This window comes from Agreia sp. Leaf335, assembly GCF_001423605.1.
Lineage (GTDB): Bacteria > Actinomycetota > Actinomycetes > Actinomycetales > Microbacteriaceae > Agreia.
Genome location: NZ_LMOQ01000001.1, coordinates 143257 through 165528, shown reverse-complemented (window position 1 = coordinate 165528; position 22272 = coordinate 143257). Strand labels below are relative to the sequence as shown.

The 22272-nt window shown below is 65.5% G+C and carries 20 protein-coding genes; 13 read left to right on the top strand and 7 right to left on the bottom strand.

Annotated elements, in window-relative coordinates:
• Positions 1-125 precede the first annotated feature (125 nt).
• The 4 genes from ASF79_RS00840 (at position 126) to ASF79_RS17615 (ending at position 3649) form a co-directional block, all read left to right on the top strand.
• A complete protein-coding gene (locus ASF79_RS00840; RefSeq protein WP_055850869.1) occupies positions 126-1388 on the top strand; it encodes a D-arabinono-1,4-lactone oxidase in 1263 nt (420 codons plus the stop codon).
• Between the two features lie 430 nt (positions 1389-1818).
• On the top strand, positions 1819-2187 hold the full coding sequence (locus tag ASF79_RS00835) for a hypothetical protein (protein WP_055850866.1): 369 nt from the start codon (positions 1819-1821) through the stop codon (positions 2185-2187).
• A 67-nt stretch (positions 2188-2254) separates the two neighbouring features.
• Positions 2255-2449 (top strand): DUF2795 domain-containing protein, encoded by a 195-nt coding sequence (locus tag ASF79_RS00830; protein WP_055850862.1) that lies wholly within the window; start codon positions 2255-2257, stop codon positions 2447-2449.
• Between the two features lie 12 nt (positions 2450-2461).
• Entirely contained in the window at positions 2462-3649 is a 1188-nt protein-coding gene (locus tag ASF79_RS17615; RefSeq protein WP_082495603.1) for a glycosyltransferase, read from the top strand.
• A gap of 7 nt (positions 3650-3656) precedes the next feature.
• Here the strand turns inward: ASF79_RS17615 and ASF79_RS00820 are convergent, their stop codons facing one another.
• The 3 genes from ASF79_RS00820 to ASF79_RS00810 all read right to left on the bottom strand — a co-directional run bounded on the left by ASF79_RS00820 (position 3657) and on the right by ASF79_RS00810 (position 6390).
• A complete protein-coding gene (locus ASF79_RS00820; protein WP_055850856.1) occupies positions 3657-3845 on the bottom strand; it encodes a hypothetical protein in 189 nt (62 codons plus the stop codon).
• Positions 3846-4242: 397 nt separating this feature from the next.
• Positions 4243-5367, bottom strand: a complete 1125-nt coding sequence (locus tag ASF79_RS00815; RefSeq protein ID WP_162239048.1) for an MFS transporter — start codon at positions 5365-5367, stop codon at positions 4243-4245.
• Between the two features lie 402 nt (positions 5368-5769).
• Complete coding sequence (locus ASF79_RS00810) at positions 5770-6390, bottom strand: TetR/AcrR family transcriptional regulator (RefSeq protein ID WP_055850847.1); 621 nt, start codon at positions 6388-6390, stop codon at positions 5770-5772.
• Between the two features lie 109 nt (positions 6391-6499).
• Between ASF79_RS00810 and ASF79_RS00805 the strand changes: the two genes are divergently transcribed.
• On the top strand, positions 6500-8665 hold the full coding sequence (locus ASF79_RS00805) for a glycoside hydrolase family 3 protein (protein ID WP_055850844.1): 2166 nt from the start codon (positions 6500-6502) through the stop codon (positions 8663-8665).
• A gap of 86 nt (positions 8666-8751) precedes the next feature.
• On the opposite strand, the gene ASF79_RS00800 is transcribed toward ASF79_RS00805, so the two are convergent.
• Positions 8752-9321, bottom strand: a complete 570-nt coding sequence (locus ASF79_RS00800; RefSeq protein ID WP_055850841.1) for a MarR family winged helix-turn-helix transcriptional regulator — start codon at positions 9319-9321, stop codon at positions 8752-8754.
• Positions 9322-9493: 172 nt separating this feature from the next.
• Between ASF79_RS00800 and ASF79_RS00795 the strand changes: the two genes are divergently transcribed.
• Both ASF79_RS00795 and ASF79_RS00790 read left to right on the top strand, forming a co-directional pair.
• Complete coding sequence (locus tag ASF79_RS00795; RefSeq protein ID WP_235500590.1) at positions 9494-10789, top strand: MFS transporter; 1296 nt, start codon at positions 9494-9496, stop codon at positions 10787-10789.
• 20 nt (positions 10790-10809) lie between these two features.
• Positions 10810-13458, top strand: a complete 2649-nt coding sequence (locus ASF79_RS00790; protein WP_055850838.1) for an alpha-L-rhamnosidase — start codon at positions 10810-10812, stop codon at positions 13456-13458.
• Between the two features lie 26 nt (positions 13459-13484).
• Here ASF79_RS00790 and ASF79_RS00785 read toward each other — a convergent pair whose 3' ends face one another.
• Positions 13485-14495, bottom strand: coding sequence for a LacI family DNA-binding transcriptional regulator (locus tag ASF79_RS00785; protein ID WP_055852921.1), 1011 nt, complete (start codon positions 14493-14495; stop codon positions 13485-13487).
• A gap of 100 nt (positions 14496-14595) precedes the next feature.
• On the opposite strand from ASF79_RS00785, the gene rhaI reads away from it, so the two are divergent.
• Both rhaI and ASF79_RS00775 read left to right on the top strand, forming a co-directional pair.
• Positions 14596-15759, top strand: a complete 1164-nt coding sequence (gene rhaI, locus ASF79_RS00780; RefSeq protein WP_055850835.1) for an L-rhamnose isomerase — start codon at positions 14596-14598, stop codon at positions 15757-15759.
• 213 nt (positions 15760-15972) lie between these two features.
• A complete protein-coding gene (locus ASF79_RS00775; protein ID WP_055850833.1) occupies positions 15973-17493 on the top strand; it encodes a DHA2 family efflux MFS transporter permease subunit in 1521 nt (506 codons plus the stop codon).
• Between the two features lie 42 nt (positions 17494-17535).
• Here the strand turns inward: ASF79_RS00775 and ASF79_RS00770 are convergent, their stop codons facing one another.
• Together ASF79_RS00770 and ASF79_RS00765 are read right to left on the bottom strand one after the other, a co-directional pair.
• Complete coding sequence (locus tag ASF79_RS00770; protein WP_162239047.1) at positions 17536-18192, bottom strand: hypothetical protein; 657 nt, start codon at positions 18190-18192, stop codon at positions 17536-17538.
• 57 nt (positions 18193-18249) lie between these two features.
• On the bottom strand, positions 18250-18840 hold the full coding sequence (locus tag ASF79_RS00765) for a hypothetical protein (RefSeq protein ID WP_055850828.1): 591 nt from the start codon (positions 18838-18840) through the stop codon (positions 18250-18252).
• 88 nt (positions 18841-18928) lie between these two features.
• On the opposite strand from ASF79_RS00765, the gene ASF79_RS00760 reads away from it, so the two are divergent.
• From ASF79_RS00760 to ASF79_RS00745, 4 genes are all read left to right on the top strand, one after another.
• Positions 18929-19144: a hypothetical protein gene (locus tag ASF79_RS00760; protein ID WP_055850825.1), complete on the top strand. Its 216-nt coding sequence runs from the start codon at positions 18929-18931 to the stop codon at positions 19142-19144.
• Between the two features lie 186 nt (positions 19145-19330).
• Positions 19331-20137 carry an alpha/beta hydrolase gene (locus ASF79_RS00755; protein WP_055850821.1) on the top strand — a complete coding sequence of 269 codons (807 nt, stop codon included), beginning with the start codon at positions 19331-19333 and terminating at the stop codon, positions 20135-20137.
• The gene (locus tag ASF79_RS00750; protein WP_055850817.1) at positions 20134-20526 is read left to right on the top strand and encodes a VOC family protein; all 393 of its coding nucleotides are present in this window, start codon (positions 20134-20136) and stop codon (positions 20524-20526) included. Before ASF79_RS00755 ends, ASF79_RS00750 begins: the two co-directional genes overlap by 4 nt.
• Positions 20523-22241 carry an MFS transporter gene (locus tag ASF79_RS00745; RefSeq protein WP_055850813.1) on the top strand — a complete coding sequence of 573 codons (1719 nt, stop codon included), beginning with the start codon at positions 20523-20525 and terminating at the stop codon, positions 22239-22241. Before ASF79_RS00750 ends, ASF79_RS00745 begins: the two co-directional genes overlap by 4 nt.
• The last annotated feature ends 31 nt before the right edge of the window (positions 22242-22272 follow it).

The window sequence follows — 22272 nt, the reverse complement described above, 5'->3', positions numbered from 1 at the left end:
GGATCCGCGTACGCTACAACGGTGGCTGTCGACGATGAGCCGGCTTCTGCCATCTCACCGGATGCGTCGGCCGCGAGCTGCGTCGCCGCATCGGGTGACGAGACCATCGACACAGAAGGACCCCCGTGAGCCACGACTCCGAGCTGAACTGGGCGGGAACGCTCGAGTACGGCGCCGCCGACATCATCGACGCCACCACGATCGATGAGGTCTCCTCGCTCGTCGCCGGCGCGGAGCGCATCCGGGCCCTCGGAACACGGCACTCCTTCAGCGACATCGCCGACACCGACGCCCTGCTCGTGACGGTGACCGACATCGAGCCCGACTTCGTGCTCGACGAGGAGGCCCGCACGGTGACCGTCGGCGGCGGAACGCGCTACGGCATCCTCGCCCGATTCCTCGAAGACCACGGCTGGGCGCTGCACAACATGGGCTCGCTCCCGCACATCTCTATCGCGGGCGCCATCGCCACCGGCACGCACGGCTCGGGCAATGACAACGGCGTGCTCTCGACCGCCGTATCCGCTCTCGAGATCGTCATCTCCGATGGAGAGCGCCGCACCGTGCGTCGCGGCGAGCCGGGCTTCGACGGTCTCGTCGTGGGACTCGGGGCGTTCGGCGTCGTCGTTCGGGTGACCCTCGACATCCAGCCGTCGTTTCAGGTTCGGCAGGATGTCTACCGCGGCCTGCCCTGGGACGTTCTGCTCGACGACCTCGACGGCGTCACCAGCCTGGGCTACAGCGTGAGCGTCTTCACCGACTGGGTCGAGGAGACGATCGCCAATTTCTGGGTGAAGACGCGCATGGATGCCGGCACCGAGGTCGTCGACGAATGGCGCGGAGCCAAGCGCGACATCGTGTCGGCGGGCGCCCTCTGGGAGACGTCGGACGACAATCTCAACGAGCAGGGCGGCAAGCCCGGGCCGTGGCTCGAACGACTTCCGCACTTCAGGCTCGACCGTGTTCCGTCAGCCGGCGACGAGATCCAGACCGAGTACTTCGTTCCGCGCTCGCAGGGTGCTGACGCCATTCGCGCGCTGCGTGCCCTCGGCCCGAAGATCGCGCCGCACCTCATGATCACCGAGCTGCGCACGGCAGCCGCCGACGACCTCTGGCTGAGCATGGCGTACCAGCGCGACTCGCTGATCATCCACTTCACCTGGAAGAACGAGCCCGCGGCTGTGAAGGCCCTGCTGCCGCAGATCGAGGAGGCGCTCGCGCCCTTCGATGCGCGACCGCACTGGGGCAAGCTCAACACGGTGGATGCCGCCACTCTCGAGCGCCTGTACCCGCGGCTTCCCGAGTTCCGGGCTCTGGCCGCGGAGTGGGACCCGACCGGCGCGTTCCGCAACGACTACCTCGACAGGTTGATCTTAACGGGCGAGTAGCGACGCGACGCTGGGCGCAGAACTCCCTCGCCTTCGCCACGGCTTCGTCGAGCGATGACACCCGCTGCACCGTCAGATTGGGAAGCCACAGCACCTCGTAACCGTCTCTCGACTTCTCGACGTAGCTGATGAGGCGACGGGAATCGGTGGCCGGGATTCGGGCGTCGCACAATCTCCATTCGCCCTCGCAAAGGCAGACGACCTCGAGGTCGGTCGTCGCTTCCGCAGCTGTCGCGTACGTCGTCATGGCCCGTCCTTTCGCGATCAATGTGTGCAGCAGAGTAATCAGCGCAGACAAGCGAGAATTCAGGGCTTGACGGCACCGGCGCCGGTAAGGCAGCGGTGTACGCAGGCTCGCGGTTAAACGCCTCGATCCGCGACAGCCGCAAGTCCCAGATTCGTCGGTTTCGCCGAGTGCTGAGCTTGGTGCATGAACGTACGGGTCGGCGCGAAAGAGGTGCTCGCTTGGATGCGCACCATCCGAGCGTCGAACGCGCCGAAACGCATGGACGAGCTCACCGACGACGAGCGGCTGAGAATCACGCGTTTCACAGCCCGGGTCGACAGCCAGGAGGCTGGCGGCACCTCGTGGTTCCTCGCGGTCTACGGATTCGGGTCGAGCACCCCGCTCGCCCACCAGAATATCGAGCTGCCCGCGGAGCTCATCGATCGCCGGCCGGCTCTCGATAGCGCACTCGGCTCTCTGTCACTCGTTCGCTGGGGCGAGTGCATGGCCGTCGATCTTGAGCGCATCGAAGGATGCTGCGTGCACGACTTCGCCGAGCGATCCGTCGCCTGATCAGTGCCGAACAGCCCGGTCAGTAGAACCACGAGAGAGAAACACCACACACGAAGAAAGGAAAATCATGGTCGAGAAGCCCACACCGATCGAACTGCAGAAGTACCTCTCTGGGGTCGATTACCCGATAAGCAAGAACGATCTGCTCGACACCGCCCGCAATCAAGGGGCGCCCGACCACGTGGTCGAGGCGCTGGAGAGCGTCGACCAAGACGAGTTCGACGGACCGACAGCCGTGAGCAGCGCCGTCTCGGGTGGCTGAACGCCGAGTCGGCTGACCTCCGATCGGTGGGCCGACCCGAAGGTCGGTTCGCCGGTCGACATCGACGTCCTCATTCCGACCGTGGGGCGCCCGGCCGAACTCGCGGTGACGCTTGCTGGTCTCGCTGCCCAAGACGATCCGCCGTTCCGGGTGATCATCAGCGATCAGTCCGACGACGCCATCGGAACGGCACATCCTGCGGTCGAGGCGATGGTGCGCGTGCTGCGAGCCCAGGGTCGAACCGTTGAGGTCCATCGGCATCTGCCGAGGCGGGGCCTGGCCGAGCAGCGCCAGTATCTGTTCGACTGCTCGAGCGCCCCGGCGGTGCTCTATCTCGACGACGATGTGTGGCTCGAGCCGGGCCAGCTCGAGACGATGAGCTCCGCCCTCGACACCTTGGGCTGCGGCTTCGTCGGCGAGGCGGTGCAGGGGCTGTCGTACCTCGACGATGAAAGGCCCGAGCAGCAGTCGGGCTTCGAGTTGTGGAGCGCGAAGGTCGAGCCCGAGCGCGTGCGGCGCGGGTTGCCCGCCTTCGACCGCTGGCCGCTGCACAACGCGGCGAACCTCACGCATATCGCCCGGCGCATCCCGCTGTCGAGCCACGGATGGGCGGCGTACAAGGTCGCGTCGGTCGGGGGGTGCGTGCTGTACTCGCGGCACGTTCTCGAAGAGGCGGGCGCCTTTCGATTCTGGTCGGACCTGCCCGCCCAGCACTCGGGGCTGACCGGGCTCACGGTGCTGTCGACCCCGCATCCGGCCGCGCTCGCCCGTTCGCTGGTGACCTCGGCGCAAGCGTTGCGCTCTTTCTACATGCTCGTCTTCCAGCTCCCCTGGATTCCAGAACGGCTCCTGCGCCGTCGGCTCACCTCGTTGCTCGAGCGAATGGGGCTGACCTCGTCTGTCGCCGCCTCGTACGGCTCTTTCATGTCGGAGCCCCGCCGTCTCACGGGCGGTCTCAACTGGTACCGCGGAATCGCACTGCCCGACAAGAGGGCATCGCCAAATAGCACGGTGCTCGTGCCGACGACATATATCTGGGGCAACGGCGACCAGGCCCTCGGTCGTCGTGCTGCTGAGCTGACGCGGCCGTTCATCGCAGCCCGCTACCGTTTCGTCGAACTCGCTGAGAATCATTGGCTGCCCGAGAACGCGCCGGATGTCGTCGCCCGAGAGATCATCGCGGGCGCGACTTCTCGGTGAGGCCGGTCTAGTCCACGACGTCGCCCGGGTTCTCGCTCTCCGACTCGGACTGCTCCGTCTGATCACGCAGTCGGTCGGACATCTCCGACGCTCCTTCGGTGCCGGGATCCTCGTCGACCTCCTTGATGAGTTCGGCGAGCTTCTCGTCGCGGGGCGCCTCCGCGGATGGGTCAGGTGTCTGGGTGTCGTCGCTCATGCGTCTCAGCCTGGTCCTTCGACGACTGTCCGGTCAGCCCCTTGCTCATCGCGGCGGGGCGTGCTCTTCACTCGTGTGTGCCGCATCTCGCCGCCATCGCGCAACCCCCGATTCGGCTGTCGGCGCGGGGTTCTAGCGTCGGTACCAGCAACGAATGGCGCTCGGTCTGAGCGCCCACGACAACAAGAATCACCTAACGAAAGGACGCACCATGTCGTCAGCAGCAGAAACCCAGCCGAACCCTCAGAACCACGACACGGTTTGACGACGCCGCTTCGAACAAGCCGTCTCAGGCCGAGGGTTCCGAGGAGCAAGCCGACGAGATGCTCGACGAGCAGAACCCGTCGGACTCGCTCAACGAAACCGACTGATCGCCGCGAGACAGAGACGCTGACGCCTATCGGGTCGACCGAATCGGCTGGATGAGGAGTGCGGACACCCCGGTGAAGATCGCCGCAACGATAAACACAGGACCGAAACTGCCCGCGAGACTCGCAATTCCTGACGTGAGTCCCGGGCCGAGAATCTGACCTCCGGTGTTGGCCATGTTGAGGATCCCCAGGTCTTTTGCCGCATTGTCCGGGTCGGGAAGCACATCCGTGTTGAGAGCCTGGTCAACCGAGTTGTAGACGCCCGAACCGATTCCGGCCAGCAAGGCGTAGACGATCATCGCCCATGGTTCGGCAACGAAGAACGGAAAGAGCGATGCGATCGCGACGACGAATGCGGAGCCGATGACGAGCGGCTTGCGACGGCCGAGACGGTCAGAGATCGGGCCCGAGATGGCGCCGAACACCAGCGCTGTGCCGAGCTGGATCAGGCCCATGATCGCAATGGTTCCGCCGGCCTCTGCGAGGCTCAGCTTCATGTAGTCGGTGAGGATGAAGAGCTGGTACCCGGTGATGGAATACGTGCCGACGACGAAAAGCAGCTTGCCGCTGAGAGCGAAGTAGTAGTCGCGCGCTCCACGGGTCGGCAAGAGGAAGTTGCGCCCGATCATCGAGAGGCTGAACGGCTCCCGCGGGTCGTGTCGGTTGGATCGTTCGGGCGCGATCACCGCCACCAGCGGCCCAGCCAGCAGCACGATCACGGCGAAGATAACCATGCCTGACACAGGATTCGTGGTGAAGCCGGACGCCGCGATCTGCGATCCGAAGACACCGACGATGACGCCCACGCCGTACACCGCCGAGTAGGTTCCTCTCTTGGCTGCGGGAATGCGGTCAGCGAGAGTTGCCAGCAGAGGCGCAGCGATCGCATTCAGGAAAAGTTGGAAGACCATCCACCAGACGATCACAAGCGTCGGTGAGTCAGTCGCGGACAGAGCGAACAGAGAAGCGGATGCGCCGACGGATCCGACGATCATCCACGGCGCGCGGCGACCGAATCGGCTGCGAGTGAGGTCGCTGAAAGCGCCGAAGAAGATGTTCGCGAGCATTGCGACGATGGAACCGGTGATGGCCAGAACGGCCACCAGGGCAACCTTGTCGTCGGGCGCTATCTGCTCGAGCCGGGCGGGCAAGAGCACCGCGTTGTTGGCAAAGAATGGGCCGATCCACAATGCGCCGCCAAGAAACAACGCGACACCCACCCGTCTAGGCACAGAGGCAGGAGGCCCCGATGGCCCCGCGGCAGAGGCTCGAAATTGGGGCGTGGGCGGAGTCTTAGGGTGAGACATCGTTGTCCTTCATGCGTATTCGGGAGAAACCGCACGGCGTGGCGGTTTCGTTACCCGCATGCATGCGGGTAACGGCATATTAGAGGCATGGGCGTCACATCCGCAAGCGTTCGGCCTCACGTGGTGGCAGCGGCGACGCGCGAACCGGTCTACGCATCGACTACAACTGGCGAGCAGCGCCCCGCGAAAGCGCGCGGCCGAGCAGACCCGCGGCGCGCGCGGCCAGCCGCGACTCTGGTGTGAGAATTACGCCGTCGAGTCCCGGTCGAGCAGCGCTCCCGCACTTCGCCAGAGCTCGAACAGATCAAGGTGCGGCTCTCGCAACCAGCTGATCTGCAGCCCATCAAGGACGGCAATCACTTCGATGGCAAACTTTTCTGGATTCGGGTGCCAGGAGCCGATCGATGAGGCAAAGGCCTTTCTGGCGGTCAGCGCACGTTCCAGAAAGTAGCCGTGGGCGGGGTGTTCCGGATTCAGCGATTCCGCACCGAGAACGGTGTAGAGCTGCACGATCTCGCGCTGGGACGCGTTGCGACGGACGGCCTCATCCAAGGCGCGCCACATGCCTTCGCGGTCTAGGGAGATTTCTCTCTCACCGAGGCCAAGGAAAGCTGCATCTACTTCGTCGCGGTGACGCAGAACGGCGATAAGGATTTCTTCGCGCGAGGCGAAGTAATGATCGAGTCCGCGTCGCGTCATTCCGCATGCTTCAGCGAGGCCGAGCAGGGTGAAGGCATTAAAGCCCCGCTCGGAGATCACTGTCGTGGCTTGCTCGATGATCATGGCGCGGCGCACCTCGGGCGCCAGTCGGGTCCGTGAGTGCCGCTCGGCCGCAGCCTCGCCCGTCGTCTCCCCTTGCGCAGTCACGGATATATGTTTACCATCTCCTTACCCGCACTGATGCGGGTAAGGATTTCGATCCTAGAGATACCTCCACGGCACCCGAGCTGACGGAGGTCGAGTTTAAGGAAAGTCGATGACGACCACTCACACCTTGTTCGATGACGCGATTCAGCGCGTACGCGCTGGCAATACCGCGCAGTCCGAAGCCGCAGACCTCCTTGCGCAGTTGACCCCGGAGGAGAAGCTGGGCCTACTGGACGGCGATCAGGAATTTTGGCCGGGCATGGCGGAACTGGCCCAGGGATACAACCGAGAGCCCATCATCATGGGCCGCGTGGACCGAGTCGGTGTCCCCGGCCTCCGCTTCAGCGACGGACCCCGAGGTGCTGTCATGGGCGCTTCCACGGCCTTCCCGGTTTCCATGGCCCGTGGAGCCACCTGGGATCTCGCCCTCGAGGAGCGCGTCGGAATCGCGATCGGCGCCGAGGTTCGCGCCCAAGGCGGCAACTTCTTCGGAGGCGTCTGCATCAATCTTCCTCGGCACCCCGCATGGGGCCGAGCGCAGGAAACGTACGGCGAGGACAGCTACGCGCTCGGCGAGTTCGGCGGCGCCCTCACGCGCGGTATCCGCCACCACACCATGGCAGTGTCGAAGCACTTCGCGTTGAACTCGATGGAGAACGGCCGGTTCGTCCTCGACGTCACCGCCGACGACGCCGCACTTCACGAGGTCTACCTGCCGCACTTCCGACGCACCGTTGAAGAGGGCGTCGATGGAATCATGACCGCCTACAACAGCGTCAATGGCGAGTGGGCCGGGCAGAACGAGGTCTTGATGGAGGGCATCCTGCGTGACCAGTGGGACTTCCAGGGAGTCACCGTCTCGGACTTCCTCTTCGGACTTCGCGATGCCGCCAAATCCCTCCACGCCGGTCTGGATGTCGAGGAACCACTGCGGCAGCAGCGCGCCCAGCACCTCGAGGCCGACCTCGACGAGGGGCGAGCATCCTGGGACGATGTCGAGCGCGCTGGCAGGCGCATCCTCGCCACCCAGCTCGCGTTCTACGCACGCGAGCTCGACGACGAGCCCTCGATCGATGTGGTCTTCTCTCACGAGCACCGCGCGCTCGCCCGAGAGGCTGCCGCCACTGCGGCAGTGCTCCTGAAGAACGACGATGTGAACGGCCGCCCCCTCCTTCCCCTCGATGCGTCGTCGCTGCGGCAGATCTCCGTCATCGGTCGCCTCGCCGGCTTGGCCAATACGGGCGACGAGGGCTCGTCGAACGTGCATTCACCACACGTCACGACCCCACTGGAAGGCATCCGCGCCGCACTGCCGGGCGTGGCCATCGACTACGTGGAAGACGACGACCCGAGCGCGGCTGCGACCGCCGCCGCGAGCGCAGACGTTGCGATCGTGGTTGTCGGATACACCTCCGCCGATGAAGGCGAGTACCTCGGTGACATCATGACCGACCCCAATCTCCTTGCCCTCTTCCCACCGCCACCCGAAGGAGTAGATCTGAGCGCGCTCATGTCGGCGGCCAGCGATGGCGGCACCGTGATGGGAACGGCGATCGGCGGCGATCGCCGGTCCCTGCGCTTGCGCACCATCGATGCAGACATCATCCGTGCAACCGCCGCAGCCAACCCGCGCACTGTCGTGGTCATTGTCACCGCGGGCGCGGTCATCACCGAGGAGTGGCGCGAAGACGTTCCGGCCGTTCTTGTGGGCTGGTACAACGGCTCCGAGGGCGGAACGGCCCTCGCGGACGTCCTCCTCGGCCACCATGACGCCACCGGCAGACTGCCGTACTCCATACCTCGCGACGAGAGCCATCTCCCTTTCCTCGACATCGACGCCACCGAAATCACCTACGACAGGTGGCACGGACAACGGCTCCTTGACCGCGACGGCAACGCTGCCGCATTCCCGCTGGGTTTTGGACTGTCGTACACGACATTCAGCATCGACACGGTCGGCGTCTCACCTGTGGTCGACGAGCACTTCGATGCCACGGTCACCGTATCGAACACCGGCAATCGGCCCGGCCGACACGTCGTGCAGCTCTACGCCGTCATCGACGCGAACGACTTCCCCCGTCGCGTCCTCGTCGGCTTCACGCCCGTGTGGCTCGAAGTCGGCGAAACCAAGACCATCACGGTTAGTGGTTCAACCCGCCCCACCAACCGGTGGACCGACGACGGGTTCGTTCCCGCCTCACCCTCAGTGATTATCGAAGCCGCGGCATTCTCTGGCGACGAGGCTGCTGCGACAACGATGCTGGACCTCCTGTAATAAGCAGCAAGGAATGACGAGGGGGCTGCCCGGAAAACCCGGCGCAGCCCCGCGGTCCTCCGCTAGCGGTTGTCGAACCGGTGACGTCATAGCTCGCGATCGACGACAGCCGGACTGAACGAGACGCCCGCGGTAACCGTGAGCGGATGATTGGGGAACGCGTCGAGCGTCGTTGCGAGCTTGATCGTCAACTGCTCGAGCATCTCGATCTCCTGCGCGCTCCATCCGTCCAGTTCCCCGAAATCCTGCATGCAATCAAGCACGCGTGTGCCGAGATCTCGACCGGACGCCGTCAGGCCGATGACCGTGCCGCGGGCATCTCGTGGGTCGTGCGCACGGAAGACCAGGGCGGCACTCTCGAGGCGGTCGATGACACGGCTCATGTTCGACCGCGTGGTGTCGACCGCGTCGGCCAGCGCCGTGGGCGTCGCGAGTCCGCGATAGACGAGCTGGTTGACCACGAGGAAGGCCGGCAGGTCTTTCGGATACGGAAATCCGCTGTCGCGCATGAGCTGCTCGCGGTACGACCGCGACGTTCCCCATGTCACGATCGCCTGGAACGCCGACAGGAACGTCGGAACGCGGGCTCCCGCGATGGGAGCGGTCTGCTCGGCCGCAAGGGCATGCAGCGGCAGCGCGTTCTTACTTCTCGGCACCGGCAGTAACTCCTCTGGGACTCAGACGCCCCCAGCATAGGGCTCAAACACAAAGAACGTTCGAAAAAGTATTTGACTCACGAACATACTTAGTGGGACGCTGGGGCCAATTGATTCGTTTCATTCGTCGCCTGACGATTCCTCACCTCGCGTTCTTCAAAGGAGAAGTCCCGTGTCTCTCACTCCCGCATCTGGCCCACGTCCCTGGTGGGTCGCCGTCGTCTCCGGCATGGCCTCATACGTCGATGCCGCCGCCATCACCGGCTTTGCCACGGCAATCGTCGTGTTCCAGCAGACCCTCGGTCTGAACGAGCTCCAGATCGGTTTGGCTGGTGGAGCACTCACGGCATCCATGGCCATCGGCGCCCTCGTCGGCGGCCGGCTCGGTGATCGCTTCGGTCGCCGCCCCGTCTTCACCGCGACGATGATCGCGCTCGTCACCGGAGCCGTCGTGCTGGTGTTCGCCTCATCGTTCCCCGTCATCCTCGTCGGCGCGATCATGCTTGGATTCGCGAGCGGCGCAGACCTGCCCGTTTCGCTCTCGACCATCTCAGAGGCGGCAACCGAGCACAATCGAGGCCGTCTCATCGGGTTCACGAACCTCCTGTGGATGGCCGGAATCATCGCGAACATCGTCATCAGCACCCTCGTCGGCGACCTGGGAAGAGTGGCACCGATGATCCTCTTCGCGCATATCGCCGTGGTCGGCCTGCTGATCCTTCTCGGACGGCTGACGATCCCCGAGTCCGCACCGTGGCTCGCGGCCCAGGCGGAACGACGAGCTGGACTGAGAATCGTTCGCGCGGAGCGCACCAGTATCAAAATCCTCTTTCGGAGCCCTTACGGAACCGTCTTCCTCGCACTGGTGATGTTCGCTTCGCTGACCAATCTGATCGCGAGCACGATCGGCAGCTATGGCACCTATATCCTCGTCAACTTCGGCGGCGTGACGATTAGCCAGGCTTCACTTGTCACCCTTCCGCTGCTGCCGGTGAGCATCATCGGCTACCTCTGGTTCATGAGAATCGCGGACAAACCCGTTCGATTCCGCTATTTTCAGATCGGCGGCATCGCGTTCGTTCTCTCGCCGCTTGCGGTCGCGGTTTTCGGAGCGAGCGTCCCCGTCTACCTCGTCAGCCTTCTGCTCATGGGAGTAGGGTCGGCCTTCGCATTCGAGGGCATTCAGCGGGTGTGGGCACAGGAACAGTTCCCCACGCTCCTTCGCACGACGGCGCAGGGGTCGATCATCGCCATCCAACGATTCACCGCAGCCGCACTCGCGAGCATCACTCCGACTCTGCTCATCGGAGGACCGTCCCTGCTGTTCGGCATCCTGACAGTCGGCTCCGCTATCGGCGTGGGGTGGGCCTGGATCGTGTTCCGCACTCGTGACCGGCATGACGAGTTCGACTCCGAAACCGGCACCATCGGCCGCGCAGAACACTCCGCCCCGCTCGCCTCCCACTAATCCGGTCGAAAGGACTCTCCATGACCCCGCATTCGCTCACGGTCGATCGGCGCCCCGCCCCCTTCGGCCTCGACTCGGCGGCTCCGGAATTCGCGTGGACGCTCGCGAACGATTCGCCGCCGCAACTCGGGTACGAGATCGAAGTCTCCGTCGACTCGTCTTTCCTTCCCCGGGACATCACATGGACGAGCGGCCTCGTCGAGAGCACGACCCCATACGGCGCGCCGTATGCCGGCGGCGCCCTCCACTCACGCACTGAATACCACTGGAGGGTGCGGGTACATGGACCCGATAGCACAGTGAGTGACTGGGCAACCGCCTCGTTCGAGACCGGTCTGCTCCATCCGACCGACTGGCGGGCCGGTTGGATCAGCCACCCGGTCGCCGCCAAAAAGGACCCCCGCAGCATCTACCTGTCGACGACGATCGAGCTCCCCGCCGATGTCGTGCGAGCTCGGGCCTACACCAGTGCACTCGGCTGGTATCGCCTGTTCGTCAACGAGCACGACGTCACGGGCACCGCGCTCGTCCCCCGATGGACTCCCTTCCACAACTACACGGAGTACCAGGTCTACGACACGACCGATGCGCTGCGCGCGGGCACGAACGTCGTGGGCATCATCGTCTCGGAAGGTCGCTTCAGGGGACGACTCGGTGCGTTCTCGCTACCCAACCGCTATGGTGATCGGCTGGCAGCTCTGATGCAGCTGGAGCTCGAACTCTCCGACGGCAGCACCGTCAACGTGACAACCGACGAGAGTTGGACCGCCAGCTACGGACGCGTTCGAGTCGCGGATCCGAAGGATGGCGAACGCGTCGATCTTCGGCTCCCCGAGCTGCCGTGGCTTGATGGCCCAGCGGAAGGCACGGTTCGCGCCGTGGTCCTTCCCGAACGCCGCAGGATGATCGCGGAATCCGTCGAACGCGTCGAGCAGATCGGGCGACGGCGCGGAACCGTCTCGCGGACACCATCGGGCAAGCAACTGGTCGACTTCGGCCAGAACCTCTCCGGTGTAGCACGCGTCAGACTGTCGGGTCCAGAGGGCGCTACTGTGCGACTGATGTACAGCGAGGTGCTTTCCTCGAACGGGGAGATCGCCACCGGCTACCTCGGCGGCGCCTCCTCGAAGAAGGACTGGTTCCAGCGTGATGAGGCGATCCTGGGCAGCGAGCCAGTCGACTACACCCCTGGCGCCACCATCAAAGGGTTCCGTTACCTCTGCATCGATGGGCCAGCGGAGCCGATCTCGGCCGAAGATGTGGAAGCCATCGTCCTGTCGACGCCGTTGCCTGCGGTCAGTGAGTTTCACAGCTCCGACGGTCGCCTGAACCAGCTGTGGCAGAACGTGGTGCAGTCGCTCCGTTCGAACTTCACCGACACTCCGACCGATTGCCCGACCCGGGAGCGCAGCGGCTGGACGGGTGACATCCAGGTATTCGGACCGACAGCGGTACAACTGGTCGACGCCGATGCCTACCTCCGGCGATACCTGCGCAACCTCGCCGCCGAGCAGCACCCGGACGGCACAGTCCCTCCATTCATTCCCTCCGAGGCCGCGGCCGGAATCAGCCGCAATCCGCTGGGCTTCACACGTACCTCTGCCGGTTGGGGCGACGTCGCCGTGATGCTTCCCTGGACGCTGTACCAGTACTACGGCGACACCACAGTCCTTCGAGACCAATACGCCAGTGCCAAGGCGTGGGTCGACCAGATGGCACTCCGGGCCGCACGCAAGCGGGGGATGAGACGCAGGTTCACGCGTGGTGTCGGACACCTCGAGCGGTACATCGTCGACACCGGCTATCACTGGGGAGAGTGGCTTCGTCCCGGAGAATCGCTCGCGTCAGAGATGCCAGGGAATTTTCTCGGTCGACGCACCAGCGTCGCGACGGCCTATCTTGCGCACTCCGCCCGGCTCCTGTCTCAGATCGCCGACGTGCTGGGCGAGAACGCGGACTCCAGCCGTTATACACAGCTCGCCGACAGCGCGAGCACGGCCTGGCGAGCCGCCTTCGTGACCGAAGGAGGAAGCCGCATCGGCGACGACCGGCAGGATGATTACGTCCGAGCCCTCGCATTCGACCTGCTCGAAGCTCACCACCGCGACCGAGCCGCCACCCGTCTCGCCGAACTCGTAGAGCAAGCTGGCGACCACCTCGCCACCGGGTTCCTGAGCACACCCATGCTGCTCGATACGCTCGTCGACACCGGGCACGCCGACGTCGCTCTGCGGATTCTGCTCCGTACCAGCGCTCCATCCTGGCTGCACGCCATCGAACTCGGAGCGACCACCACATGGGAGACCTGGGACGGCTACAAGCAGGGGGAACCCGAGGCCTCTCACAATCACTACGCCTTCGGCGCCGTCGCCGCCTTCCTGCAGGAGCGCATTGCCGGCCTTGCGCCCGCGGCGCCCGGGTATGCCCGGCTGCGGATCGCCCCAATCATCGGGGGCGGCCTGACCTCCGCTGCGGTCTCGATCGACACCGTGTATGGACGCGCATCCTCATCATGGAAAAGGAGCTCGTCTGGCGTCGTGACCCTGACGGTCGAGGTGCCCCCGGGTGTTCGGGCGGACATCGTGCTGGGCGAGATCTCGACAGAGGTGGGATCGGGAACCCACGACTTCACGTCGAACGCATTGGAGACCGCGAGCGGCAACCGGTAGCCGCGTTCTCGGGCCTCGGCCTTGCTTCAGCCCTCGGTACTCGCGCGGATCACCAGCTCCGGCTGGAAGACCACGTGCCGCGGCGGCGAGGTTGAGTCCTGAGCTTCGGCGAGCAGAATCTCGACCGCGGTTTTCCCGATCAGCGCGCTCGGCTGACGAATCGACGACAACGGAACAACGGCCGCGCTGGCGAAGTCGATGTCGTCGTACCCGATGAGTGCGATCTGCCCGGGAACGGCCACGTCGGCCCCCTGCATCGCGAACGCCTGCATCAGTCCCATCGACACCAGGTCGTTCGCCGCGAAGATCGCGTCGGGCCTCTCCCCCGACGAGCGCCCGACGATGTCGGCTCCGGCCGCCCGGCCCGCCAACACGCTCAACGCGTCGATCTCGATGACCTCGAGCGAGACATCCGGATGCGCCGCAACGGCCGCGCGAGCGCCGTCGAGTCGATCGGCCACCTGGCGGATGCCCATGGGCCCACCAACGAAAGCGAGCCGAGTTCGACCCAACGAGATGAGATGCTCGACCGCGAGCCTTCCGCCGGCGAGGTCGTCGACCGACACTGAACTGAAGGCACCCGCTGGGCTCGACCGGTCGACGAGCACGGCGGGGATGCCGCGCTGCTTGAGCCGGGCGAGCCGTTCAGTGATGTCGGCGTAGGCCGAGATGACGATCCCGTAGACCCGCTGCTGCTCGAACAGGTCGAGGTAGGTGGCCTCGCGCGCGGGGTTCTCGTCGCTGTTGCCGAGGGTCACCGTGAGACCGGAGCCTGCGGCCTCGTCTTCGGCTCCACGAGCGAGGTCGGTGAAGAACGGGTTTCGCACGTCGAGAACCACCATGCCGATCGTGCGGCTACGGCCGTTGCGCAGCTGCCGTGCGGCGTCGTTGCGTATGAAACCGAGTTCGTCGATCGCCCGCTGAACGCGCTCGACGGTCTCCGGAGAGACCTTCTCAGGGTGGTTCAAGACGTTCGACACCGTGCCGACGGAGACGCCCGCCCGCAGGGCCACATCCCGAACACTCGACGCCGACATGGAACCCACCCTATGGGCGAGCATGGCGGTCTTGTGAATCCGTTCATTGTATCCTAGTCTTGTCCATGTTGAATCGATTCAAAGAGGAACGGAATATCTCATGGTGCAATTCAGCGACATCGCCACTCAGCTCGAGGGGCAGTCCATCGAACTGCCGTCGTGGGCGTTCGGCAACTCGGGCACGCGGTTCCGCGTCTTCGGAACCCCGGGCACGGCTCGCAACCCCGAAGAGAAGATCGCCGACGCCGCGCAGGTGAACAAGTACACGGGCCTGTCACCCAAGGTGGCCATCCACATCCCGTGGGACAAGGTCGACGACTACGCCGCTCTCGGCGCCTACGCGAACGACCTCGGTGTCGAGCTCGGCACGGTGAACTCGAACACGTTCCAAGACGAGGACTACAAGTTCGGCTCGCTCACCTCGTCGAACCCCGTCGTGCGACAGAAGGCCATCGACCATCACTTCGAGTGCATCGACATCATGGATGCGACGGGCTCGAAAGACCTCAAGATCTGGCTCGCCGACGGCACGAATTACCCGGGACAAGACGACATCCGTGGTCGCCAGGACCGTCTCGCCGAGTCGCTGCAGACCATTTACGACCGCATAGGCGTCGAGCAGCGGCTGGTGCTCGAGTACAAGTTCTTCGAGCCGGCGTTCTATCACACCGATGTTCCCGACTGGGGAACCTCGTACGCCCAGGTCTCGGCCCTCGGTGAACGAGCGCTCGTCTGCCTCGACACCGGGCACCATGCACCGGGCACCAACATCGAGTTCATCGTCGCCCAGCTGCTGCGCCTCGGAAAGCTCGGCTCGTTCGACTTCAACTCGCGCTTCTACGCCGACGACGACCTGATCGTGGGGGCGGCCGATCCGTTCCAGCTGTTCCGCATCCTCTACGAGGTCATCCGCGGAGGCGGCTTCGGACCAGACTCTGTCGTGGCATTCATGCTCGACCAGTGCCACAACATCGAGGCCAAGATCGCCGGCCAGATGCGCTCGGTGCTCAACGTGCAGGAGATGACGGCGCGCGCGCTGCTGGTCGACCGCGCGGCCCTCGCCGCAGCTCAGGAGTCGAACGATGTGCTCGGCGCCAACGCCGTGCTCATGGACGCCTTCTACACGGATGTCCGCGGTCCGCTGGCCGAATGGCGCGAGTCTCGCGGTCTGCCGGCCGACCCGATCGCCGCGTTCCAGGCATCCGGCTACCAGGAGAAGATCTCGGCCGAGCGCGTAGGGGCCCAGGCCAGCTGGGGCGCGTAGCGACCCGCCCCGCCAACCGTATTCGCGCCGGTTCGGCGCATCCGCTGCCGCTCGACCAGGCGCGGATGCCCCGAACTGGCGCGTTCGTGCGCCAGGACTCTTTTGAGTGTCGGGGGAATAGAGCAGAGTGGTCACAGGTTCTCCCGACGAAGCGAATTCCGTGAGCCATCGCTGGCGCTTCCCTTTTCTTCTCTTCTCAGCCCTGGAGTTCTCGTGACTGATCGTCTTGCCCCGCCCACGGACTCCGTGCCTGCCCCCGCCCAGAACGACGCACCCGCGTCGCCATGGGCATCCGACCCCGCACTGGCCGGGCGCAACCGTCTCGTCATCTCGCTGCTGCTCGTCTCGGCGTTCGTCGTGATTCTCAACGAGACGATCATGAGCGTGGCCCTGCCCGTGCTCATGAAAGACCTCGACATCGCCGCAGAGGCGGCCCAGTGGCTGACGACCGCATTCATGCTCACGATGGCCGTGGTCATTCCGATCACCGGCTTCCTGCTGCAGCGCTTCAACACGCGCCCGGTCTTCCTCGCCGCTATGGCGCTCTTCAGCGCGGGCACGTTCATCTCGGCGATGGCGCCCGGCTTCGAGATCCTGCTCGCGGGCCGTGTCATCCAGGCCAGCGGTACGGCCATCATGATGCCGCTTCTCATGACCACGGTGCTCAACCTCGTGCCGCCGGCCACCCGCGGCCGCACCATGGGCAACATCTCGATCGTCATCTCGGTCGCGCCCGCCATCGGCCCCACGATCTCGGGCCTCATCCTCAGCGTTCTCGACTGGCGCTGGATGTTCTGGATCGTTCTGCCCATCGCCCTCGGTTCGCTGGTGCTCGGCTTCCTCAAGATCCCCAACGTCACCGAGCCGCGCAAGGCTCCCATCGACGTCTTCTCGGTGATCCTCTCGGCCTTCGCCTTCGGCGGCCTCGTCTACGGTCTCAGCTCGATCGGCGGTCACGGAGCGACAGAGGGCGGCATGCCCAGCTGGCTGCCGCTGGCCGTAGGCATCGTGGCTCTGGCCGCGTTCATTCTTCGTCAGGTCATGCTGGCCCGCCGCGAGAAGGCGCTGCTCGACCTCCGCGTCTTCCGCTCGTCGACGTTCTCGGTGGCCATCGCCATGCTCGCGATCAGCATGATGGCCCTCTTCGGCACGCTCATCATCCTGCCGCTGTACACGCAGAACGTTCTCGGGCTCAACACGCTCTCCACCGGACTCCTGCTGCTTCCCGGCGGACTGCTGATGGGCGTTCTGGCCCCGTTCGTCGGTCGCATCTACGACCGCTTCGGCCCGCGCGTGCTGCTGATCCCCGGCTCCATCATCGTGAGCGCGGCCTTCTGGGGCATGACCCTGTTCACCGCCACCACCGCGTGGGGCTGGGTGCTCGCCGCCCACGTCACCATGAGCCTGGGTCTCGCGCTGCTCTTCACCCCGCTGTTCACCGCCGGACTCGCCTCGCTGACTCCGAAGCTCTACTCCCACGGCAGCGCCGTGGTGGGCACGGTGCAGCAGCTCGCCGGCGCGGCCGGAACCGCGCTGTTCGTCTCGGTCATGTCGGCCCAGGCGATCGCGCTGTCGGGCGGCGGCACCCCGAGCGCGGTCGACACGGCCGGCGGCATCCACGCGGCCATCATGTACGGAGCGTTCATCTCGCTCGCAGCAATCGTGATCTCGTTCTTCGTGAAGGCGCCCGCGCAGCCCGAGGGCGCGCACGACGCGATGCCCGTCGGACACTAGGCGGCTGCGCACCGCGCACGACAGTGCACGACGCCTACCGGGTCACGAATCGCTGACGGTCGGTCTGTCGCGATAAAAGCGGTCCATGCGGTCGATGAACTCTTGTTGCGCTCGAACCGAGCTCAGATCGATCGCAGCACCGAAGCCGCTGCCCGGCTTACGGGCGAGGAGCGGGAACGTCACCTCGGTGCCGTCATCGCTGACGCCCGTGACGGCGATCGCGTGGATGCCGTCTGTGGGTCCGAAAAACACGTTTGTGCTTCGAACGACGGTCGGGGCAAGGCCGGTCAGGGTCGACCACTTGATCCACAGATCCAACACCTTCCTGTCTCCGTATGAATAGAAGAACAGTCCGCTTCGGTTCACCACGAGCCTGAACGGATCGGCCAGCCTTCTGGCCTCGTCGCCGAAGCCGAGCGCTGCGAGGCCGTCAACGGTCCGCGGGTCGCGCTTGACGTCGATGACGAATTCGCCCGGCGGATCCGGCCTCGTGCCCCACGGCTCAGAGACGGATCGGCCCCACACGGTCTGGTCCGCTTCAGCGGGGTCGACGCTGCTCCAGATGCGGTTGCTCGTGACCCCGTGGCCCAGTACGGGCACGGCAGCCTCGTCGTGGGGCCGACCCCTCATCGCGCGCGCGAGGCCCGCGACGACCCGCGTGAGTTGAGGCGCCATGGGGAATCGTGCTTGCCGGGGCATGCCTCATTATGGCCGGACGGCTCGGCCGCACCACGCAGATGTCACCGCTCGCCGACTCTATCGCCAGCGCCACCTCTCGAGGTGGCGGGCGATGTCGCGCACGCGCGTGAGCGCCTCGGCCTCTTCGCGCTTGGTGAGTTGCGGTGCCCCGGCAGGGCGGATCTCGAAGCCTGTCTCGGGATCCACCTGGGGTCTTCGCACTTCTCCCTCGCGCCAGACCGTGTAGCCTGCCGCATGCTCCTGTCTCGAGCGCGTGGTCCATTCACTCCGGGCCCTACCGAAGACGACGGCGCCTGCTACGAGGGCGACCACCGCGACGAGGGCGACTGCAGTCTTGTCATCGCGGGTGAGAAACGAGAACGCCACCACGATCACGTAGCCGATAAGGACATGTCGTGCGACGCCTCGCCTGCGGTTTCTGAGTTCGATCGATGAGCGCCCGCGCAGCAGCTCCACTCGGGGAGGAATCTGCGACGGGTGAATCCCCCACGTCGGAACCGTCGATCTGTCGGCTTCGGTTCTCCGGGCGAGTTCGGCCTCCGAGGGCTCGGGCGGGAGCGCTCCGCCCTCAGCGTCTCCCCGCACGACACGGGCGAGAGAAGCAACCAACGGCTTGCCCAGCCGGGTGAGTCGCTGTCGCCACGTCATCTCACAATCATGCTGCCTTGGGCCACCCGTTCCGTGCCGAGCGTCTTCTATGATCGTGACCAGATTCGAATCGTAGACGGGGGAAGTCATGCGCAACGAAACAGGTCTGGGACTCTCGACCAACACACTCCGCAGCATCGCCGTGACCCTCATGGTCATGGGCATCGCGTTTCTCGCGGGCGGACTGATCTGGGATATGAACGGCGGCCCCAGCTGGCTGCATGCCTTCACCTGGGTCGGTGGATGGGCCTTCGGCTACGGCGTGGTGCTGCTGGTCTCGGCCCGGCGCTCGGCTCTCAAGTAGCTTTTCGCTCCAGCGCGGTGGCGGTGCCGCCCGCCGTCTTCGGCGCGGCCGGGCCGTCGCATTAATCGAGCGCGCGTTCCTGATCCCAGCAGTACTAGCCTGCTTTCTTTTCTTCGTCATAGTGTCGAGGCGTTCCAACCCGGCCCGTAAGAAACGCAGTACTGATCAGCCGAAAGAAGGACGCTCATGACCGCTCCCCTCATCACCCTCGATGTTCCCTACGGCACGGATTCAGACCCGATGCATCTGCTCGACATCTACGAAGACGCCGAGCGAACGGATGACGCGACTCGCGCGGCGATCATCCTCGTGCACGGCGGCGGATGGTTTCGCGGCAACAAGAGCAAGGAGAAGGTGCTGGCATCGCTCCTCGTCGAGGCCGGCTACCTGGTTTTCGTGCCCAACTATCGACTCGCACCCGACAACGTCTTTCCTGCGGGCCGCGAGGATGTGCTCGCGGCCGCCGAGTGGGCGCGCGCCTCGGAGCACGCTTTCGATCGCGGGCGCGTGGCGTTCTTCGGCGGCTCGGCGGGCGGCAACCTGGTGGTCGAGGCCGCGATAGAGACCGGATGCCCCGCCGTGAGCTGGTCAGGAATCTTCGACCTGGCGGGCATCATCGCGGCGACCGACGCGACGGCCGCCGAGCCGACGACGCAGGATCTCGACGCCATGCGCAGCGCCGACATCAACCAGACGGGCCGCGACGACGCCTTCCTCCGTTGGGTGATCCTTCAGGAAGTCGGCGGCGACCGCTCGGCCCTGGCCGGGGCATCCACCACGGCGCGGGTGACCAGCAAGACCGGGCCCGTGTATCTGGCCAATTCGCTCGCCGAGTTCGTGCCGGTGTCGGATGCCGCCGGGCTGCAGAACGCCCTGTCGTCGGCCGGAGTCGCCAGCACGCTGCAGCTGGTTCCTGGAACCCATCATGCTGAGGGCTACCTGCCGCAGGCTCTGCACGGTTCGCTCGCGTTCCTCGCAGACGTGCTGCGATGAGCAGCTCGCTGAGCGGAGTCGGAAACGTCTTCTACTTCGTCGATGACTTCGAGAAGGCCGTGCCCTGGTACTCGGAACGGCTCGGCGCAAAGCCTGCCGTAGAGGCCGGTCAACTGGTGACCTTCCTCGTCAACGGGGTTCGCCTGACCATCCATCGCGCCGACGAGTACGACAGCTCCGGCCCTTCCGGGGTCGCCGCCTACTGGACCGTCGACAGCGTCGACGCGTTCGTCGCGGAGTGGACGAGTCATGGCGCCGTCGTGCATCGTGGGCCGAAGACCGTGTTCACCGGCGAGAGGCTCTGCCAGCTCATCGACCCGTTCGGCAACCTCTTCTGCGTCCGCGAAGAGATCGAAGCGACGACGGCGGCGCCCGGGCCCGCGGGATGAGCGTGGCGCCAGCCGTATCCAGACCGACGGGGCCGCTGGCACCGCTCGCGGTCACGATCTTCCGGTGGCTGTGGATCGCCGACGTCGTCAGCAACATCGGCGGCTGGATGCAGACGGTCGGCGCCCAATGGTTTCTCGTCGAGGACCACGCCTCGCCCGCCATCATCGCGCTGGTCTCGACGGCCTCCGCCGCGCCCGTGCTGTTGTTCGGCATCCCGGCAGGGGTGCTCGGCGAGTTCGCGAACAAGCGGCATCTGCTCATCGGCGTGCAGTCGGCTCAGGCCCTGGTAGCGGCGGGGCTCGCCGTTCTCACGGCCGTCGGAGCCATGACGCCGACGTTACTGCTGGCCTTCACCTTCGCGCTCGGAGTCGCATCGGCCGTCCAACTACCCGCGTACCAGGCGTTCGTCCCCGGTGTCGTACCGAAGCCTCTCGTGGGGGATGCTGCATCTCTCTCGTCGATCGGCGTCAACGTCGCCCGAGCCATCGGACCGGCGATCGCCGGTGTGGTGATCGGATCGTGGGGCATCCCCTTCGTCTTCGCCCTCAACGCCCTGAGCTTCGCCGGACTGCTTCTCGTGCTGATCCTGTTCAAGGGCTACACGCCGCCGACCGCAGACCGGGAGCCATTCATGTCGGCGACCCGAGCCGGCCTGCGATACGTGTTGCACGCCGCCGTCGTTCGTCGCATCTACTTTCAGCTGCTCATCTTCATCATGCCCGCCAACGCGCTCTGGGCCCTTCTGCCCGTGCTCGCCAGCAATCGGCTCGCGCTCGACTCCAACGGTTACGGAATACTGCTGGCCGCCCTCGGAGTCGGATCCATCGGCGGCGCGTTCATCATTCCCAAAGCGCGGGCAGCCCTGGGCACCAACCGGCTCATCATCGCGACGAGCGCCGCTTACGGCATCGGAATCGCGGCGACGGCGCTGTCGCAGACGCTCTGGATCACCCTTCCGGTGCTCGTACTGGTGGGCCTGTCGTGGATCGGCGTGATCGCCACCCTGAACGGCACCGTTCAAGCCTTCCTGCCCGGTTGGGTGCGCACCCGAGGACTCTCGGTCTATCAACTCGTGCTCTTCGGGGGAACGGCCTTCGGCGCCGCGATCACGGGTGCACTCGGTGGTGTCTTCGGTACCGCGCACACCATGGCCGTCGCGGGAATCCTGGTGGTCATCGGCGCAGCCATGCTGCTCATCTGGCCCCTGCACCCCACCGCCGACAAGAGCCGCGCTTTGTTGCCGATGCCCATCACCGACATTCCGCCGGTGGCTACGCCGCTGCCTGGCGATGACGACGCGAGTCCCGACGAGGCGGCTGCAGCCGCGGCTGCGCCCACGGTTCCCGCCCGCGATCACATGCTCGACCCGGCCGGCGCCACGCTGGTCATCGTGCGTTACGAGATAGCCGATCGCGATCGGGCGGCATTCCTCGCCGCGATGCGCACGCTCGAACAGAGCAGGCGCCGCACGGGAGCCCGATCGTGGGATGTCTACGACGACCGCGAGCGTCCCGGCTTCCTCGTCGAGGCATTCCACGTCGGCTCGTGGCAGGAGCATCTCAGCCAGCACCACAACCGCACGACCGGCTACGACACCAAGATCGTCGAGGCGGCACGCAAGCTCTCCGCCTCGCCCCCGACGGTCGAGCACCTCGTCTCGGCCGCCCTCCCGCACCACCAGCACCCTGCCAGTGCGAAACGGACCTCTCCCTAAGCGGCGACCGATCGAGACGATCGACGAGCTG

Coding starts and splice junctions, on each gene's coding strand:
- ASF79_RS00835 (WP_055850866.1), top strand. CDS start 1,819: ATGAACGTACGGGTCGGCGCGAAAGAGGTGCTCGCTTGGATGCGCACC.
- ASF79_RS00830 (WP_055850862.1), top strand. CDS start 2,255: ATGGTCGAGAAGCCCACACCGATCGAACTGCAGAAGTACCTCTCTGGG.
- ASF79_RS00820 (WP_055850856.1), bottom strand. CDS start 3,845: ATGAGCGACGACACCCAGACACCTGACCCATCCGCGGAGGCGCCCCGC.
- ASF79_RS00805 (WP_055850844.1), top strand. CDS start 6,500: ATGACGACCACTCACACCTTGTTCGATGACGCGATTCAGCGCGTACGC.
- ASF79_RS00790 (WP_055850838.1), top strand. CDS start 10,810: ATGACCCCGCATTCGCTCACGGTCGATCGGCGCCCCGCCCCCTTCGGC.
- ASF79_RS00785 (WP_055852921.1), bottom strand. CDS start 14,495: ATGTCGGCGTCGAGTGTTCGGGATGTGGCCCTGCGGGCGGGCGTCTCC.
- rhaI (WP_055850835.1), top strand. CDS start 14,596: ATGGTGCAATTCAGCGACATCGCCACTCAGCTCGAGGGGCAGTCCATC.
- ASF79_RS00770 (WP_162239047.1), bottom strand. CDS start 18,192: ATGCCCCGGCAAGCACGATTCCCCATGGCGCCTCAACTCACGCGGGTC.
- ASF79_RS00765 (WP_055850828.1), bottom strand. CDS start 18,840: ATGACGTGGCGACAGCGACTCACCCGGCTGGGCAAGCCGTTGGTTGCT.
- ASF79_RS00760 (WP_055850825.1), top strand. CDS start 18,929: ATGCGCAACGAAACAGGTCTGGGACTCTCGACCAACACACTCCGCAGC.
- ASF79_RS00755 (WP_055850821.1), top strand. CDS start 19,331: ATGACCGCTCCCCTCATCACCCTCGATGTTCCCTACGGCACGGATTCA.
- ASF79_RS00750 (WP_055850817.1), top strand. CDS start 20,134: ATGAGCAGCTCGCTGAGCGGAGTCGGAAACGTCTTCTACTTCGTCGAT.
- ASF79_RS00745 (WP_055850813.1), top strand. CDS start 20,523: ATGAGCGTGGCGCCAGCCGTATCCAGACCGACGGGGCCGCTGGCACCG.